General features: G+C 67.4%; 16 protein-coding genes. 10 read left to right on the top strand and 6 right to left on the bottom strand.

The window, feature by feature from the left end; all coding sequences use genetic code 11:
• The first annotated feature begins 44 nt into the window (after positions 1-44).
• Together AC3WR5_RS14780 and AC3WR5_RS14775 are read left to right on the top strand one after the other, a co-directional pair.
• A complete protein-coding gene (locus AC3WR5_RS14780) occupies positions 45-1,163 on the top strand; it encodes a hypothetical protein (RefSeq protein WP_492485532.1) in 1,119 nt (372 codons plus the stop codon).
• A 148-nt stretch (positions 1,164-1,311) separates the two neighbouring features.
• The gene (locus AC3WR5_RS14775) at positions 1,312-2,610 is read left to right on the top strand and encodes a hypothetical protein (RefSeq protein WP_492485531.1); all 1,299 of its coding nucleotides are present in this window, start codon (positions 1,312-1,314) and stop codon (positions 2,608-2,610) included.
• Here the strand turns inward: AC3WR5_RS14775 and AC3WR5_RS14770 are convergent.
• A complete protein-coding gene (locus AC3WR5_RS14770; RefSeq protein ID WP_492485530.1) occupies positions 2,607-3,581 on the bottom strand; it encodes a hypothetical protein in 975 nt (324 codons plus the stop codon). The two genes, AC3WR5_RS14775 and AC3WR5_RS14770, sit on opposite strands and share 4 nt — an antisense overlap.
• Positions 3,582-3,801: 220 nt before the next feature.
• Between AC3WR5_RS14770 and AC3WR5_RS14765 the strand changes: the two genes are divergently transcribed.
• Positions 3,802-4,926 (top strand): hypothetical protein, encoded by a 1,125-nt coding sequence (locus AC3WR5_RS14765; protein ID WP_492485529.1) that lies wholly within the window; start codon positions 3,802-3,804, stop codon positions 4,924-4,926.
• Between the two features lie 60 nt (positions 4,927-4,986).
• Here the strand turns inward: AC3WR5_RS14765 and AC3WR5_RS14760 are convergent, their stop codons facing one another.
• The 3 genes from AC3WR5_RS14760 to ychF all read right to left on the bottom strand — a co-directional run bounded on the left by AC3WR5_RS14760 (position 4,987) and on the right by ychF (position 7,841).
• Positions 4,987-5,709 carry a site-2 protease family protein gene (locus tag AC3WR5_RS14760; RefSeq protein ID WP_141289296.1) on the bottom strand — a complete coding sequence of 241 codons (723 nt, stop codon included), beginning with the start codon at positions 5,707-5,709 and terminating at the stop codon, positions 4,987-4,989.
• 19 nt (positions 5,710-5,728) lie between these two features.
• Entirely contained in the window at positions 5,729-6,646 is a 918-nt protein-coding gene (locus AC3WR5_RS14755; RefSeq protein WP_492485528.1) for a DUF2167 domain-containing protein, read from the bottom strand.
• 103 nt (positions 6,647-6,749) lie between these two features.
• Positions 6,750-7,841 carry a redox-regulated ATPase YchF gene (ychF, locus tag AC3WR5_RS14750; protein WP_492485527.1) on the bottom strand — a complete coding sequence of 364 codons (1,092 nt, stop codon included), beginning with the start codon at positions 7,839-7,841 and terminating at the stop codon, positions 6,750-6,752.
• A 121-nt stretch (positions 7,842-7,962) separates the two neighbouring features.
• Here ychF and AC3WR5_RS14745 point away from each other — a divergent pair, with 121 nt between their 5' ends.
• From AC3WR5_RS14745 to AC3WR5_RS14715, 7 genes are all read left to right on the top strand, one after another.
• Positions 7,963-9,078, top strand: a complete 1,116-nt coding sequence (locus AC3WR5_RS14745) for an FAD-dependent monooxygenase (RefSeq protein ID WP_492485526.1) — start codon at positions 7,963-7,965, stop codon at positions 9,076-9,078.
• A gap of 18 nt (positions 9,079-9,096) precedes the next feature.
• Positions 9,097-9,843 (top strand): DsbC family protein, encoded by a 747-nt coding sequence (locus tag AC3WR5_RS14740; RefSeq protein ID WP_492485525.1) that lies wholly within the window; start codon positions 9,097-9,099, stop codon positions 9,841-9,843.
• A 113-nt stretch (positions 9,844-9,956) separates the two neighbouring features.
• Complete coding sequence (locus AC3WR5_RS14735; RefSeq protein ID WP_492485524.1) at positions 9,957-10,430, top strand: DUF3429 domain-containing protein; 474 nt, start codon at positions 9,957-9,959, stop codon at positions 10,428-10,430.
• Positions 10,431-10,466: 36 nt separating this feature from the next.
• Positions 10,467-12,194, top strand: a complete 1,728-nt coding sequence (locus tag AC3WR5_RS14730; protein WP_492485523.1) for a M61 family metallopeptidase — start codon at positions 10,467-10,469, stop codon at positions 12,192-12,194.
• Between the two features lie 89 nt (positions 12,195-12,283).
• Entirely contained in the window at positions 12,284-13,402 is a 1,119-nt protein-coding gene (locus AC3WR5_RS14725) for a DUF3108 domain-containing protein (RefSeq protein WP_492485522.1), read from the top strand.
• 175 nt (positions 13,403-13,577) lie between these two features.
• Positions 13,578-14,366, top strand: a complete 789-nt coding sequence (locus tag AC3WR5_RS14720; RefSeq protein WP_141287012.1) for an enoyl-CoA hydratase — start codon at positions 13,578-13,580, stop codon at positions 14,364-14,366.
• A gap of 116 nt (positions 14,367-14,482) precedes the next feature.
• Positions 14,483-15,070, top strand: a complete 588-nt coding sequence (locus AC3WR5_RS14715; RefSeq protein WP_492485521.1) for a protein phosphatase CheZ — start codon at positions 14,483-14,485, stop codon at positions 15,068-15,070.
• Positions 15,071-15,097: 27 nt separating this feature from the next.
• Here the strand turns inward: AC3WR5_RS14715 and AC3WR5_RS14710 are convergent, their stop codons facing one another.
• A complete protein-coding gene (locus AC3WR5_RS14710) occupies positions 15,098-15,754 on the bottom strand; it encodes a pyridoxamine 5'-phosphate oxidase family protein (protein ID WP_141287016.1) in 657 nt (218 codons plus the stop codon).
• A gap of 86 nt (positions 15,755-15,840) precedes the next feature.
• Complete coding sequence (gene lysS, locus AC3WR5_RS14705; RefSeq protein WP_492485520.1) at positions 15,841-17,361, bottom strand: lysine--tRNA ligase; 1,521 nt, start codon at positions 17,359-17,361, stop codon at positions 15,841-15,843.
• Positions 17,362-17,416 lie beyond the last annotated feature (55 nt).

The raw sequence follows: 17,416 nt of genomic DNA, 5'->3' as shown, positions 1-17,416 counted from the left end.
GTGTGGATGGATTGAGTCTGAACATAGAGGGGTTGGAGATGTTGATGAGCAAGTCCTTGCCGGCTGCCGGCGTGATCGCTGCGGCCATCGCCGCGTTGCTGCCTTCGCTGGCGCAGGCCCAAACCGCCACCGCGGTGCAGATCTGCGAATGCCTGGTGACCGACCTGTCCACCGATGGCCAGTCCGCCACCGGCCAGATGTACGGCACCTACGAGACCTTCCACTGGAACGCCAGCACCGGCCTGACCCTGCTGGGCCGCAACATGGCCACCGAGATCGGCATTCCGCCGCCTGGCCTTCCTGCCATTTCCGGTGATGGCAAGAAGGTGGCGGCCACGGTGATGAACGACGCCAACACCTACGGCACCCAAGCGGTGTGGACCGCGGAAAAAGGCTGGACCGTGCTGAAGCCGCTGCCGGCCGATGGCGGCGTGATGGACACCGACGACGGTTCGGTCTGGGGCATGTCGCGCGACGGCAAAGTCATCACCGGCCTGTACTGGCGCCCGAACCAGAGCGGTGGCAGCGCACATGGCAGCGTCTGGAAGGCCAAGGTCGGCATGGTCGGCATGCCGACGGCTGGCGGCTCGGCTCGCATCGACGATGCCAACAAGGACGGCAGCGTGCTGGCCGGCTGGGAAGAAGACCCCAACACCGGCAGCCGCCTGCCGGCCGTGTGGGTGAACGGCGAGCGCACCTGGCTGGACCTGAACTACGGCGAAGCCGAGGCAGTGAACGGTGACGGTGACATCCTGGTCGGCCAGGCGCCGGACCCGGAAACCGGCATCCCGGCGGCCGCCCGCTGGAAGTGGAACGGCAAGAAGTGGGAGACCAAGATCCTGGGCATCCTGCCCAACAGCGATTGGGGCGGCATGGCCTATGCCAATGCGCTGTCCGACGATGGCAAGCTGGTCGGCGGCCTGGCCCGCACCACCTTCACGCCGGCCACCAGCGGCTTCCTCTGGACCAAGGCCACCGGCCTGGTCCTGGCGGCCGACTTCCTGAAGACCCATGGCTACTCGTCCAGGGGCTACAACCTGACCAACGTGATCGCCATCACGCCCAAGGGCGACAAGCTGGTCATCGTCGAAGTCATGAAGCGCTCGCCGTACACCCAGCGCAGCATGTTGATCACGCTGCCGGACGCGGCCATCGCGCCTTGAGTCCAGCATCCGCTCGCGGTCCTCGTGACCGATGCGGGTGTTTTTCGGGCCTGCCGCAGCGGCAGGCCCGTCTTTGCTGGCGCCGTCGCCGGGGTCACTTCACCGATACTCGGGACCACCTAGTCCCGCACCGCTGGCCGCTGTTTCGATGTCTTCCCTCGCGCTTTCCCCGCTGTCCTCGTCGGATGCCACGGCCGCTGAGCCTGCCGACCTGCCGGCCCGTGGCACGTCGCCGGTGACGGCCGTTGCGACTGCGCTGCGAGCCGCGTTGACGCCCTTGATCGCCGAGCTCGCCGGCATGCCGCCGCGGCCGATCCGGCTGATGCGCAGCGCTGGACTGGACAAGAGCCTGGCCAGCCGGCTGGTGCAGGCCACGCGCGCCGAGTCCGACGCCGAATTCCTGCACCGCCTGCCATCGCCCACCGGGCTGCGCATGCTGATCGACGGTGCCCAGGGCCATGCCGACGAGGCGCTGGTCAGCCCGCTGGCCGCAGCCATCGACGCCTTCCAGTCGCTGCTGGACCGGCTGCCCGGTGGTCGCCAGGGACTGGATGCCCAACTCGGCGCCAACGAGGAAGACGTGCGCGCCCGCCGTGAGCACATGGCCCGCCAGGCCTCGTTCAAGGCCGTGTCCTTTCTGTTCGGCCACTACGCCGAGACCGTCAGCACCGCCTTGTTCATCGTGCCGAGCCCGGACGGCCGGCACCTCGATTTCATCGAAGTGCATCGCCGCATCGGCCTGCAGCGGGTCACACCCGGCACTGCGGTGCCGCTGCTGAGCCTGCATGTGCAGGACGAGGTCGCGCCCGATGGTGAAGAGCCGCGCATGCGCAGCCTGGCAGGTAGGCCCGGCACCGACGACGCGGCCGATTTCATCCTCGCCGAAGCCAGCGGCCAGCCGCTGCCGGCGCTGCAGCTGGAACGTGAAGGGCGCATCAACACCTTCGTGCTGCCCGGCGACAGCGCTGCCATCCCCAGTCCGCTGACCACCGCCTTCCGCGCCGACCGCGGGCACCAGCTGGACGATGCCGCCAGCAGCCAGATCCTGCGCATCTACATGCTGCACACCCCGTGCCACCGCCTGGTGCGCGACGTCTTCATGGCCGAAAGCCTATGGCCGCGGGCCCGCCCGCGCATCACCTTCTTCCTGCCCGGCCCCACCGGCGTGCCGCTGGCGCCACCGGACCCGACCCATCGGCACTACCGGCAACTCAACCTCAGCGCCACCATCGACCCGCTGCCGCACGGCATGCCCGACGACGGCAAGCCCTGGGCGCTGGCCGGCGTGCCGGACCACCAGGACACGCTGGCCCTGGCGCTGCAGCGCGCAGGCTTGTCTGGCCAACGCTTCCGCGGCTGGCGCTGCGAGATGGCCTACCCGGTGCCGCTGATCGAGATGCAGATCGTGATCGACAACATCGATCCGGCCGCCAGCGCTGCGAGCTAGAAGCTCAGGTCTTCCGGCAGCGCATAGCGGAAGCGCTTGGGATCGAACGCCAGCTCCCAGGTCTTCTGCGGCCGCTGTTCGCCATTGACCAATCCGCCGCCCGTGACGCTGAAGCTCAACAAGCCCTTGGCCGGCACCGGGCCGGCGCGGTAGGTCCAGCGGGCGTGGCTGCAGCGCCGCTGTTCTTCGGCTGCGGCCGTTTCCTCGTCGTCCACCTTGCCGTCGGCTTCGGTGACCGCTGTGCCGGCCTGGCCTGCCGTGGGTTCGCATGCGCTGCCAGGGCCGTCTGCCAGCGAGGCCGGGAAGCGGACCAGCTCGGCGATGTCGACCTCGTGCGGCGCCATCACCACCTGCCAGGTCGCCGCCGGCTTGTCCGCCGCCTTGGCGTCGTAGTGCGTGGTCAGCACCCAGCCCCAGGTCTTGGCGCCCAGCGCCATGAACTTCACGTCCTGCGGCTGCAATGGCCTGGCACCTTGCTCCTGCCGCAGTGGCGTGCTGACCTCCAGCAGCGAACCGTCGCGCTTGGCCATGTTGCCCTTGACCTGGAACAGCCCGGTCAGCGTCGGCTCCGCCTGGGTGGGCCGCAGCGGCGTGCCGGCGGCGACGAAATACAGCTCGTCGTCACCTTGCGCGCCGTCTTCCGGCCCCACCTTGGCCTGCTGCACCACCTGCATCAGGTAGTGCACCTGCTGCGGCCCGGTCCACAGCCAGCCCTTTTGCTCCGCAGAGTAGGCACCATAGTTGCGCTGCATCACCGCTTCGATGACTTCGTCGGCCTCGATGCGGATGGGCACATGGTGGCGCTGCGTCTGCACCCAGAAAGCCGTGCCCGCAGCCGCCAGCGCCGCAACGCCCAGCAGCGCATGCGTCAGCCAGCCAGGCCGCTTGCGCCGCGGCGCCGCCGGGCTTGGCGTCAGCCGGGAGTCTTGCGAAGAATCCAGTGAGCTGGAGTCGTAGTCGTCTATCGGCATGGCTGCCCATTGTGGCTGCATTGGCCGGGCCAGTTTTCAGGCGGCCTTGGAGCGTGCAGCGAGCCGACTGACAATCTCTGAGAGAACTCTTGTAGATTTTTTGCCGTTTCATTAGTTTCGTTACATTGCGCGTTGGCGCGCTGCGTCCGGCAGTTCTAGATGCGGCAGATCAAGGTTGGGGCTGACCCGGAGTCGGCTTGTCTTTTCGAAGGTGTGAAAGATGAATACACGCAAGTTCATGCAAGGCGCAGGCCTGGTGGCCTCGTTTGCGATGCTATCGCCCTGGGTCGCGCAGGCGCAGGAGGCGGTGGCCCAGGTGGTTTGCACCGACTGCTACCTGGAAGGCATGTCGGCCGACACCAAGTTCGCCACCGGCCGCATGCTGGACAACTACGAGACCTTCCTGTGGTCGCACAAGACCGGCACCACCGAGCGCCTGGGACGCAGCGTGCTGGACGTGCTGGGCGTGTCCGGCGGCCATCCGGTGATCTCGGGCGACGGCAAGGTCGTCGCGTCGATGATCCTGTCGGACGACGGCACCTACGGCACCGCCGGCCGCTGGACCCGCAAAAAGGGCTGGTCCACGATCCAGCCGCTGCCGGCCGACGGTGCGGTGATGGACGCCACCGACAGCTCGGTCTGGTCCATCTCCGGGGACGGCAAGACCATCGGCGGCCTGTACTGGCTGACCAGCGGCAAGGCGCACGGTTTCTACACCGACGCCAGCGGCATGGTGGGCCTGCCCACCGACGGCGGCTCGTCGCGCATCAACGCCATCAACCAGGACGGCACCGTGCTGGTGGGCTGGGAGGAAAGCCCGACCAGTGGCACCTGGCGCACGCTGATCTGGTCGCATGGCAGCAAGACCGTGATGGGCGCCGCGGACGACCTGCCAGGCACCGCCGAAGCGGTCAACGCCGCCGGCACGATGGTGGCCGGCCAGAGCCTGGACACCAACACCTTCTTCAACTCGGCCGCGCTGTGGCGCTGGAGCGAGAAGAAGCAGACCTGGAAGAGCGAGATCCTGGGCGTGTGCCCTGGCACCACGATGGGCGGCATGGCCAGCGCCGCCGCGTTGACCGATGACGGCAAGATCGTCACCGGCATGTGCCGGCTGTACTTCAGCCCCGTGTCCAGCGGTTTCATCTGGACCCAGAAAGCCGGCATACAGACCGCCAAGGACTACCTGGCAGCGCGGGGCTACAGCAACAGCGCCTACGACATCATGCACGTGCCGCTGGTCTCGGCCGACGGCAAGGCCTTCGCGCTGTGGGAAAAGAAGAAGACCTCGCCGTACACCATCCGCGGCGTGATCGTGCGGCTGAAGAAAACCGCCTCCGAGTGAGCCTGTGACGGTGGGGGAGGCCGCCGGTTTCGACGGAGGCCGGCCGCCTTCCCCAGTCTTTCAGCCCGCGACGTGCGCGAGCATCTCGTGCACGTCGTGCGCCATGACGGCCAGGAAACCCGCCAGTGCCAGGTAGCAAAAGCCGTATTCCAGCTTCACCGCGGTGGACACGGCGTAGTAGCCATTGGCCTCGGCGCTGTTCGGGTCGTACTTCCAAGCCTTCCATGCCTGCGGCGCTGCGAGCAAGGCCATCAGGATGAGCAACGGGCTCGGCCGCCACAGGAACAGCGCGACCAGCACCGGCACGCCCAGCAGCCAGATGCGCGGCGACAGCACCGCGGTGATGCGGCCGCCGTCGAACGGCGAGATCGGGATCAGGTTGAACAGGTTCAGGAAGAACCCGCTGTAGGCCACCGCCAGCAGCCAGTGCGTGTCGTGGCCATCGCGAGCGAAGAAATACGCCACCAGCGCGCCCACCGTGCCCAACAGCGGCCCGGCCAGGCCGACAAAAGCCTCGGTCTCGGCGTTGTGCGGCTGGTCCTTCAGTTCGACCCAGGCGCCGACGAAGGGAATGAAGGTCGGCAGGCCGACGTTCAAGCCTTTGTGCCGCGCGGCCCAGAAATGGCCCATCTCGTGCACGAACAGCAGCACCACAAAGCCGGCGGCATAGCGCCAGCCGTAGACCCAGGCATAAAGCACCAAGGACAGCAGCATCGTGCCGCCGGTGGCCAGCAGCTTGCCGAACTTCAGGCCTGAGAACAGCAGGAACAGCAGCTTGATCATGGTCGGCTCCGCCGTGGTTTCAGGCTGCAGGGCCCTTGTTGCGGCGGAAGAACTTCATGATGCCGCCGCCAAAGGCCAGCGTGCCGATGAAGAACAGCTTGGCGAACTTGGCCACGAATGCAAATGCCAGCGCCAGCAGCCCCAGCTTCTTCGCGCCCACGCCCAGTACCAGCGCCGCCAGGCCGTATTCGGCCACCTTGTCGGTGCTGCTGTTGAAGTCTGTGTAGCGCTTGCCTTCGTTGAAGTCCAGCGCACCCAGCAGGCGTTGCGCTTCGACCTTGTCGGTTGGCAGGGACTTCAGCGCGGTCACCAGGTTCAGGCTGATGTAGCCCTCGCGGCCCAGCGCATAAGTGTTGTAGTTGACGCCGGGTTCGTCCCCCGCCGGCGCATCCTTGCTGCGCGAGGCCATGGCCCAGACCAGGCGGTGCGTGCCCTCGTCGTACTTCGGCGGCTCGGCCCAGCCGGTGATCTCCATCGCCGGCACGCCCAGCTTCACACGCTCCTGGTTGCTGGCTTCGGTGCCTTCGCGGTAGGACTGCAGCAGCTCATCGGCCTTCCACTCCTTGGCGTCGCCATCCTTCACGTAGCCCGAGGCCTCGTAGCGCAGCGTGGCAAACCAGTCGCCTTCGCCCTTGGGGAAGACCAGGCCTTGCAGGTCCGAGTATTCGCCCGGGTTGCCCATGGCCCGCATGACCCTGGCGGCTTGCGGCTGCGGAATGAAGACCTCGCCGGCAGGCAGGTGCAGCGTGGCCTGGCCGGCCAGCGCGATGTCCTGCGGGCCGGCCTTGGCGACGCCGCGGGCTTCGCTCCAGGCCTGGGCGGCCTCGGTCGCGCGGGCAGATTCGGCAGGCTTGTCCTGCGCGTGGGCCGAAAAAGCCGCTGCCGACAGCAGCAGGGCGGGCAGCAGGCGCTGCCACGGCGTGGCGGTGGTGTACATGGGTTCCTCCCTCTTGAAAAACTGGCTCTGCTGCCCGCTGCCATCGTGGGCGATGGTCGTTGCGGGCGGCCGGCGGTTCGAGCCGCCGGTCCTTCGATCTATCTCAGACGTTGAACAGGAAGTTCAGCACGTCGCCGTCCTTGACGACGTATTCCTTGCCTTCGGCGCGCATCTTGCCGGCGTCCTTCGCGCCTTGTTCGCCCTTGAACTTGATGAAGTCGTCATAGGCGATGGTCTGGGCGCGGATGAAGCCGCGTTCGAAGTCGGTGTGGATCACGCCTGCCGCCTGCGGCGCGGTGTCGCCGATGTGGATGGTCCAGGCGCGCACTTCCTTCACGCCGGCGGTGAAATAGGTCTGCAGGCCCAGCAGCTTGAACGCAGCGCGGATCAGCCGGTTCAGGCCCGGTTCGTCCTGGCCCATCTCGGCCAGGAACAGCGTGCGGTCCTCGTCTTCCATTTCCGACAGCTCGGCTTCGGTCTTGGCGCAGATCGCGACGACCGGGGCGTTCTGCTTGGCGGCGTATTCCTTCAGGCGGTCCAGGAAGGGGTTGTTCTCGAAGCCGGATTCATCCACGTTGCCGACGAACATCGCCGGCTTGGCGGTGATCAGGCACAGCGGCTTGACCAGCACCCACTCTTCCTTGCTGAAAGGAATGGCGCGCACCGGCTGGGCCTGGTCCAGCGCGGCCTGGCACTTCTCCAGGATCTTGACCAGTGCCGCGGCTTCCTTGTCGCCCGAGCGGGCGTTCTTGTTGTAGCGGTGCAGGCTTTTCTCGACAGTGCCCAGGTCGGCCAGGCACAGCTCCGTCTGGATGACCTCGATGTCGGAGATCGGGTCGACCTTGCCGTTGACGTGGATCACGTTCTCGTCTTCGAAGCAGCGCACCACGTTGACGATGGCGTCCGTCTCGCGGATGTGGCTCAGGAACTGGTTGCCCAGGCCTTCGCCCTTGCTGGCGCCGGCCACCAGGCCCGCAATGTCGACGAACTCGACGATGGCCGGCAGGATGCGCTCGGGCTTGACGATCTCGGCCAGCGCCTGCAGCCGCGGGTCCGGCAGTTCCACCACGCCCACATTGGGCTCGATGGTGCAGAAGGGGTAGTTCTCGGCAGCGATGCCGGCCTTGGTCAGGGCATTGAAAAGGGTGGACTTGCCAACATTGGGCAAGCCGACGATGCCGCACTTCAGGCTCATGGGGGACTTTCGGAGAGGAGAGAGAGGGACAGGCCTGCAGGCGAATCTCCGTTCGTCGCTGAAAGAAAACCGTCGCGGCACTGTCAAAAGAAGGATTTTAGGGCGTCCCTACAATGGCCGTATGACCGCTTTCGACGTGCGCATCCTGGGCTCCGGCATTGTCAGCCGTGCCATGGCGCTGAGCCTGGCCCGCCAGGGCCTGCGTGTGGCGCTGCAGGCCAAACCGCCGGCAGAAGCCAGCGAGCGACGTCCGGACGTGCGGGCTTACGCGCTGAACCCGGCTTCGGTCACGCTGCTGGAAGGCCTGCGAGCCTGGCAAGCGTTGCCGGAAGACGCCCGCAGCGCGGTGCTGGACATGCGGGTGCATGGCGACGCGCATGGCGCAGCCATCGAGTTTTCCGCCTGGCAGCAGGCGGTGCCGGCACTGGCCTGGATCGTTGACGCGGCAGCGCTGGAAGCGGTGCTGGAATCGGCCGCGAGCTTCGCGCCGCTGGTCACGCTGCAGCCCGAACCCGGCAATGCGCCGCTGACGCTGATCGCCGAAGGCAAGGCCTCGATCGAACGGGAGCGGCGTGGCGTGGGTTTCGAGCGCCATGCCTACGGCCACCGCGCAATCGCGGCCCGGCTGGTAAGCGACCGGCCACACGGCGGCACTGCGCTGCAATGGTTCCGCAGCCCGGACATCCTGGCGCTGCTGCCGTTTGACCGGCCGCAGCCGCAACATGCCTACGGCCTGGTCTGGTCGCTGCCCGAGGCGCAGGCCGAGCAGTGGCTGGCCGCGCCGGTGGCCGAATTCGAAGCGGCGCTGAACCAGGCCACAGCCGGTGCTGCCGGCACGCTGAAGCTGGCCAGCGAACGCATGAGCTGGCCGCTGGCCATCGGCCAGGCGGACGCTGTCACCGGCCCCGGCTGGGCGCTGCTGGGCGACGCCGCCCACCAGGTGCACCCGCTGGCCGGCCAGGGCCTGAACCTGGGCCTGGCCGACGTGGCCGCGCTGGCGCAGGTGCTGGCCGAGCGCGAATCCTGGCGCGGCCTCGGCGACGCTGCGCTGCTGCGCCGCTACGCCCGCCGCCGCGGCCCGGCCCAGTGGGCCATGGCGCGCGCCACCGATGGTTTATGGAATTTGTTCACGCCCGATCACCCAGGGCTGCGGGAACTTCGCAACCGCGGCCTGAGTCTCGTCAACCAGCTGGCGCCGGTGAAGCGCTGGCTCGCCAGCCACGCGCTGGATGTCTAAGCCCCACCAGGACCTGAAATGACTTCCTTCTCTCGCGCGGCCACCGCCGCATTGCTGGGCGCGTTGTCGCTGGCCTTCGCCGGCACCGCGCTGGCCGATGAAGCCGCGATCCGCAAGACCCTGGCCGACCGCATGCCCAACCTGCCCAAGATCGACGAGATCAGCAAGACCTCGATGCCCGGGCTGTGGGAGGTGCGCATGGGCACCGACGTGGTCTACAGCGACGACACCGGCAACTACATCATCGAAGGCTCGCTGTTCGAGACCAAGACCAAGAGCGACCTGACCAAGGCCCGCATCGACAAGCTGACCGCCATCGACTTCGACCAGCTGCCGGTCAAGGACGCACTGGTGGTCAAGCAGGGCACCGGCGCCCGCAAGATCGCCGTCTTTGCCGACCCGAACTGCGGCTACTGCAAGCGCCTGGAAAAGGACTTGCTGACGCTGAAGGACGTGACGATCTACACCTACGTCATTCCCATCCTGGGCGGCGATTCGCCTGCCAAGTCGCGTGACATCTGGTGCGCCAAGGATTCGATGAAGACCTGGCGCAACTGGATGATCGACGGCGCGCAGCCGCCGAAGTCGATTGGCGAGTGCGATTCCACCGCCATCAGCCGCAATTCCGAGCTGGCGCGCAAGTACAAGGTCAACGGCACGCCGGCCATCGTCTTCGAAGACGGCACTCGTTCGCCGGGCGCGATGCCGGCCGCGGCCATCGAGAAGCAACTGGGCGCCCAGAAGGTCAGCAGCAGCAAGGGCTGAGCACCGGCCCGGAAACCTGGCCAAAGGAAGCGGTGGGAAGCCTGTCTTTTTCCCGCTTCGGTGTTGCGCGGCAGCCGTTGCCGCAGCTTGACATGCGGTCACAATGGCGGTTCATGAGCCTCCTGTCCGCCTCCGGTCCTGCCCACCCCACCTTGCCAGAGGCGGCCGAGCCGCCGCCGAGGGCCCGCTTGCTTGCGTACCTGGGCCTGCTGCCGTTTTTCCTCGGTGCGCTGGTGATCTGGAACCTGCAAGGCGAGGACCGGGAACGCCTGGCCCTGGTCCTGGCCAGCTACGCGGGGGTCATCGTGGCCTTCCTCGGTGGCATCCACTGGGGCCTGGCGATGCGTGTCGATCCTCAGGCGCCGCGCAGTTTCGGCTGGGCGGTGGTGCCGCCCATCGTCGCCGGTGTCGGCATGGCGATGCCGGCTTCGGCGGGGCTGGCCTTGCTGGGTCTGGCGCTGGTGGTCTGCTACCTGGTCGACCGCCGCTTGTATCCCGCAGGCGGCATGGCCCACTGGCTGACGCTGCGTTTTCGCCTGAGCATGCTCGCAGCGCTGTGCTGCTTCCTCGGTGCCGCTGGCGCCTGAGCTTCGGCGGACCCTCCGTCAGACACCCACTGAACGATGATTGCCTACCGCATTGACGTGGCCGACGCGGCCACGCACCGTTTTCGCGTCACGCTGAGCGTGCCGGCACCCGAAGCCGAAACCACGCTGAGCCTGCCGGTGTGGATCCCGGGCAGCTACATGGTGCGCGAGTTCGGCCGCCACCTGAGCCAGCTGCAAGCCACGCAGGGCAAGCAGCCGGTGCTGCTGGAGCAACTGGACAAGACCACCTGGCGCGCCGCCTGCAAGGGCCGCGGCACGCTCACCGTGCAGTACGAGGCCTATGCCTTCGACACCTCGGTGCGCACCGCCTACCTGGACGACAGCCGCGGCTTCTTCAACGCCACCAGCCTGTGCCTTCGTGTGCACGGCCAGGAAGCGCAGCCGCACCAGGTGCAGATCGGCACGCTGCCCAAGGGCTGGGACGTGGCAACGGCCATGCCGGTGGCCGAAGGCAAGCGCAGCTACCTGAGCGCCGACTACGACGAGCTGGTCGACCACCCGTTCGAGCTGGGCACGTTCTGGCGCGGCGAGTTCGAGACGAATGGCGCGCGGCACGAGTTTGTCGTCTCCGGTGCCTGGCCGGGCTTCGACGGCGAGCGCCTGCTGGCCGACACCAAGCGCATCTGCGCAACGCAGATCGGCTTCTGGCACGGCAAGAAGAAGCCGCCGTTCAAGCACTATGTGTTCATGCTGAACGCGGTGGAAGATGGCTATGGCGGACTGGAGCACCGTGCCAGCACCGCCTTGATCGCCAACCGCCGCGACCTGCCGCGCGCCGGCATGGAAGGCCTGCCGGACGGTTACCTGACGCTGCTGGGCCTGATCAGCCACGAGTATTTCCACACCTGGAACGTCAAGCGCCTGAAGCCGCGTGAGTTCCTGCGCTACGACTACACGCAGGAAAACTACACCCAGCTGCTGTGGCTGTTCGAGGGCTTCACCTCCTACTACGACGACCTGATGCTGGTGCGTGCCGGCATCCTGGACGCGCCGCGCTACCTGAAGCTGCTGGCCCGCACCGTCAACGGCGTGGCCGCGTCGCCAGGCCGCCAGGTTCAGAGCGTGGCCCAGTCCAGCTTCGATGCCTGGGTCAAGTACTACCGCAGCGACGAGAACACGCCGAACTCGACCATCAGCTACTACACCAAGGGCTCGCTGATCGCCTTGCTGCTGGACCTGCGCTTGCGCGCCAACGGCAAGACCACGCTGGACGACTTGATGCGCCACCTGTGGGCGCAGCACCTGGCCAGTGGCGTCACAGAAGAAGCCGTGTTCGCCGCGGTCACCGAGCTGGACAGCGCCGCATTGGCCGACGAACTGCGCAGCTGGGTGCATGGCCGTGGCGAGCTGCCGCTGTTGGCTGCTCTGGCCGCGGCTGGCGTCGGCCAGGGCAGCGAAGCCGCAGGCTGGGCGCCGTCGTTCGGGCTCAAGCTCAGCGAAGGGCCCATCACCGGCGTGCAGGTCAAGGGCGTGCTGGCCGGCAGTGCCGCCGCAGCGGCAGGCCTGTCGGCAGGCGACGAACTGCTGGCCATCGACGGCTGGCGCATTCGCCGCTTCGACGACGCGCGCTCTTGGGTCGCCCCGGGCGCCGCGATGCAGCTGACGCTGGTGCGTGGCCAGCGCCTGCGCGAACTGACGCTGAAACCCGCGGCCACGCCGCTGGCCGCGCCGCTCACGCTGTCGCTGGTCGACAAGCCCGAGACCGCAGCGCTGGCTTTGCGCCAGGCCTGGCTGGGTCGCTGAGCGCGGCCTCGGCGCAAGATGCAGGCGGGCAAGGTGGCCTCATCGGCTGCCGGCCACCTGCCGATGGCCAGTGAACAGGTGAACACCAGGTGACGTCCGCCAAGCCTTCGCGGCGGCGCCGAGCGGCGCTGTGCGTGCTGGTGCCTGCCGTGCTTGGGCTGCATTTGTGGCTGGCCAACGGGGTGTTGCGGGACCGGCTGGGCGAAGGTGCGTCTGACAAGTCGCCTGCGGCCATCGAGGTGGCTTTTGTCAAGACGCTGGCGCCCAGCCTGCCGCCGGTGGCCGTGGCACCGCCGCCCGCGCCGCGTCCTCGGCCCAAGCCCGCCGCCGCCGTGCCGCGGCCTGCCGCGTCCGCCCCCGAGCCCGAAACCGCGCGGGCCGATCCGGCCATGGCGCCGGACCTGCCGGACGTCGGCGCGTCGCAGCCGGAGCTGGCGGCGGCTGAAGCGCCACCGGTGGTCGCCGAGGCGGCCTCCGCGGCCAGCGAGCCTGCGTCCGCGCCCGTGGTGGTCAGCGCCGCTTCCGCCGCCTCGGCGCCGGAGGCTTTCGACTGGCCGCCGTCGACCCGGCTGAGCTATCACCTGACACTGTCCAACTACAGCGTGCGGCCGATCTACGGCAGCGCCCGGGTCGAATGGCTGCGCCAAGCCGAGCGCTACCAGGTGCGGGTGGTTGCCAAGGTGCCGGGGCTGGTCGAGCGCCGCCTGCTCAGCGACGGGCTGCTCGGCCCCGAAGGCCTGGTGCCACAACGCTTCGACCAGGAAACCGAGGCGCTGATGATGTCCACCCGGCGCGAAACCGTGCTGTTCCGCAACGGTCGCGTGGAGTTCACCAACGGCAAGACCGCGGCCGTCGTGCCTGGCCTGCAGGACTCGTCCAGCCAGTTCGTGCAGACCTCCTGGTGGTTCCTGACCCACCCCGAGCTGCTCAAGCCCGGCCAGGTGCTGGAGGTGCCGCTGGCGCTGACGCGGCGCCTGGGCGTCTGGCGCTACATCGTGCAGCCACCAGAGATCCTGCAACTGCCGATGGGCCCGGTGCAGGCCTACATGCTCAAGCCCGAGTTGGCGAACCGCAAGGCCAACGAGCTGCTGATCACGATGTGGATCGCGCCCAGCCTGCAGTACCTGCCGGTCAAGGTGACGATGCAGCAGGACCCGAACATCGTGCTCGACATGGTGCTCGAAGGTTCGCCGCTGCAGTCGAAATGACGCACCCTGTCCTGCGGGTACGCAGGCCCACCCGCCGAGCGGGTTGCGCGGTCCGCTTGGGGCGGCCCGGCGCTGGACCGCGGCGCGCTGCACGCATGGCGATCACGTAAGCCTCGCTCAATTCCTTTGGCTTCGGCTAGCCTTGTGTTTTTCGAGTAAGAGCCAGGAGACCCTGATGGACTACGAATGCATCATGACCGAGGTGCGCGGCGAGAGCGCGCTGAAGACCGGGCTGATCACGCTGAACCGGCCCAAGCAGATGAATGCGCTGAACGACCGGCTCATGGACGAACTGGGCGCGGCGCTGCTGGCCTTCGACGCCGATGACGGCATTGGCTGCATCATCGTCACCGGCAGCGAAAAGGCATTTGCCGCCGGTGCCGACATTGCCGCGATGGCCACGCTGGGCCACATGGACGCCTGGAAGGCCGGTTACATCTCGCGCAACTGGGAAACCATCCGCCAGGTGAAGAAGCCGGTGATCGCCGCAGTGGCAGGCTTTGCGCTGGGCGGTGGCTGCGAGGTGGCGATGATGTGCGACATCGTGCTGGCAGCCGACAACGCCAAATTCGGCCAGCCCGAGATCAAGCTGGGCATCGTGCCGGGGGCTGGCGGCACCCAGCGCCTGCCGCGCGCGGTCGGCAAGGCCAAGGCCATGGACATGCTGCTGACCGGCCGCATGATGGGCGCCGAGGAAGCCGAGCGGGCCGGCCTGGTTTCGCGCATCGTGCCGCTTGCCGGCCTGCTGGACGAGGCCTTTGCCACGGCAGAGCTGATCAACGCGCTGGGCGCGCCCAGCATCGCGCTGACCAAGGAGCTGGTCAACGAAGCCTTCGAGAGCGGCCTGTCCTCGGGCGTGAAGGCCGAACGCCGGGTGTTCCATTCGCTGTTTGGCACCGAGGACCAGCGCGAGGGCATGGACGCCTTCCTGGCCAAGCGCAAGCCCGCGTTCAAGCACCGTTGAGGTGCGCTGGTGGGGGTTGGGAAGGCGGGCCAGGAAATGCTGCAATTCGGCAGCTTAATCCTGCTGGGGTGAGGCCGATAAGGACTCATCATCAGACTGAGATCTGGAACATCGCCATGCAGGTCGACGCAGCCCACGCCGCCATCCCTTCCCCGTGTCCCCAAGCCTCGCGCCCGCCGGTCGCCGCCGAGCTTCGCCAGGTCAGCCGCGAAATGCCGGACGCTTGCGAGCGGCTGGAATATGTCGGCAAGATGACAGAGAAGGCCGCCAACAAGGTGCTGGCATCCATCGACGCCGCCAAGCCGGCCTGCGAGCAACTGGTCAAGCGGGGCGAAGACCTGGCGGCGGTGATGCGCCGCCAGGCCGACCAACCCGAGATGACCGTCGAAAAGGCGCGGGCCTTGATGCGCATGTGTGCCGACTACGTCGACAACACCACCAAGTTCGCCCGTCAGCAGAACGACTGCCTGACCGACATCATGATGGCCCAGGATTTCCAGGACTTGTCCGGCCAGGTCATCAAGAAGGTCACCGACATCCTGCTGCGTGCCGAGGCCGAACTGCGCCACATCGTCGAAGACGAACTGCCCAGCGGCTGGAGCGAGGCAGACATCGTGCAGCCCGAGCTGGCAGGCGTGCAGACGCCGGACCGCGCGATGCAGCAGGACGACGTCGACGCGCTGCTGGCCGCGATGGATTTCTGAACGAGGCGCCCCGTCAGGGCTTCTTCGTCACGGTTGCAGCCAGCAAGGCTCGGCACCTGCCGAGAACTGGGCGCGCCGGTGGCCGCCGGGTGCCAGGCCCAACCAGTCCAGCTTGCGGACCTCGCCCATCACCATCGCAAAGTATTCACGGTTGCTGAGCGCGGGTGCCTGCAGCGCTGCGCTGGCCGCCAGAGCGGCCGGGTCCATCGCGGTGGGCAAGTCCTGCGGCGCCAGCGTGGTACCAGGGGCGCGCTGTGACAGGTAGTCCAGTGCGGCAGGCGTCAGCTTCAGCTGGGCCCAGCGCGAAGAGGCAGCCAGGCCTTCCTCCTGCACCTCGCAATTCAACGTCAACCGCAGTTGCCAGGCCAGGCGCGGGCACCACATCAGCAGCACCGCTTGCGGCTGGTGACGCAGGTGAGTCACCTTGGGTGCGCGAGCATCGGTGAAGAAGCACAGCCGGCGCATCGCAGGGTCCACCTCCCGCAGCACCACGTTGCGCGCATCCGGCAGGCCGTCCGGCCCGACGGTGGCCAGCGCGGCAATGCGCCAGCCATGGCCCTTGGTCGCCGCCGCCAGGCTGAGTTCCTGCCACAGCCTCTCTTCCAGCGCGGCCAGGCCGTCCGGGCCTTGCCATGCGGCCTCTTCCGCCAGCAGCGGGGTGGCAATGTCGGCGTTGTGGTTCATCGGTCCTTACCCAGGTCTACTGCAAAAGGCAAAAGCACTGAATGCAGACTCGAAAACGCCGCCGCGCGTTCCCTTCTTGCGCTTTCTTAACCTTCGCGGCGCAGCGCAGGGAAGAGGATCACGTCGCGGATACTGGGCGAATCGGTCAGCAGCATCATCAGCCGGTCGATGCCGATGCCGCAGCCACCCGTCGGCGGCATGCCGTATTCCAGCGCGCGGATGAAGTCGGCGTCATAGAACATGGCTTCTTCGTCGCCGGCGTCCTTGTTGGCCACTTGCGACTGGAAGCGTGCAGCCTGGTCCTCGGCGTCGTTCAGCTCCGAGAAACCATTGGCGTATTCGCGGCCGGTGATGAACAACTCGAAACGTTCGGTGATGGCCGGGTTGGCATCCGACGCCCGGGCCAGCGGGCTCACCTCGACCGGATAGTCGATGATGAAGGTCGGCTGCCAGAGCTTTTCTTCCACCGCAGCCTCGAACAGGCCGAACTGCAGCTGTGCCAGGCCCCAGTGCTTGGGCGGCTCTTCGCCCAGGCGCTTCAGCGCCGCGTGCACGGCTTCGGCCGAGTCGGCCTCGGCTTCCGTCAGCCCGGCGTGGGCAACCAATGAGTCACGCACCGACAGGCGGGCAAACGGCTGGTCCAGGTGCACTTCCTTGCCGGCGTAGGTCACGCGGGCAGAGCCGGTGGCCTGCTCGGCCGCATGGCGCAGCACGCCTTCGGTGAAGTCCATCAGGTCGTGGTGGTTCCAGAAGGCCGCATAGAACTCCATCATCGTGAATTCGGGGTTGTGCCGAACCGAGATGCCTTCATTGCGGAAGCTGCGGTTGATCTCGAACACCCGCTCGAAGCCGCCGACGATCAGGCGCTTCAGGTACAGCTCGGGCGCGATGCGCAGGAACATTTCCTGGTCCAGCGCGTTGTGGTGCGTCACGAAAGGCCGGGCGTTCGCGCCACCCGGGATCGGGTGCAGCATCGGCGTTTCGACTTCCATGAACTGGTTGGCCACCATGAACTGGCGGATCGAGCTCAGGGCCTTGCTGCGCGCGGCGAAGCGGTTGCGCGCCTTTTCGTCGGTGATCAGGTCGACGTAGCGCTGGCGGTACTTCTGCTCCTGGTCGGCCATGCCGTAGAAGTCGCTGGGCAACGGCCGCAGGCTCTTGGTCAACATGCGGATGGACGTGGCCTTGACCGACAGCTCGCCGGTCTTGGTCTTGAACAGCGTGCCTTCGCAGGCCAGGATGTCACCCAGGTCCCACTGCTTGAAGGCGGCCAGCACTTCGGGGCCGACGGCGTCCTGCGTGATGTAGAACTGGATGCGGCCAGTGGCATCCTGCACCGTGGCGAAACAGGCCTTGCCCATCACGCGCTTGAGCATCATGCGGCCCGCCACGCTGACCTTCACCGCCTGCGGCTCCAGCGCCTCGTTGGCCAGGCTGTCGTAGGCCTCGTGCAGCGCTGCGGCACGGTGCTCGGGCTTGAAGTCGTTCGGGAACACGGCCGTGCCGGCGGCCTTGGCCTGCGCGCGCATCCCCGCCAGTTTCTCGCGGCGTTCGGCGATCAGCTGGTTGTCATCGGGCGGCGCGGGAGGCTGGGTGTCGTGGCTCATGGCACAGGGCAGGCAGGCGAGGGCGCAGGGTGCGTCTCGCGGGGAACAACAGGAT

This window comes from Ideonella sp. FW305-24, assembly GCF_058788035.1.
The sequence above is the reverse complement of the archived record's forward strand: the minus strand, read 5'-3'. Positions and strand labels throughout refer to the sequence as shown.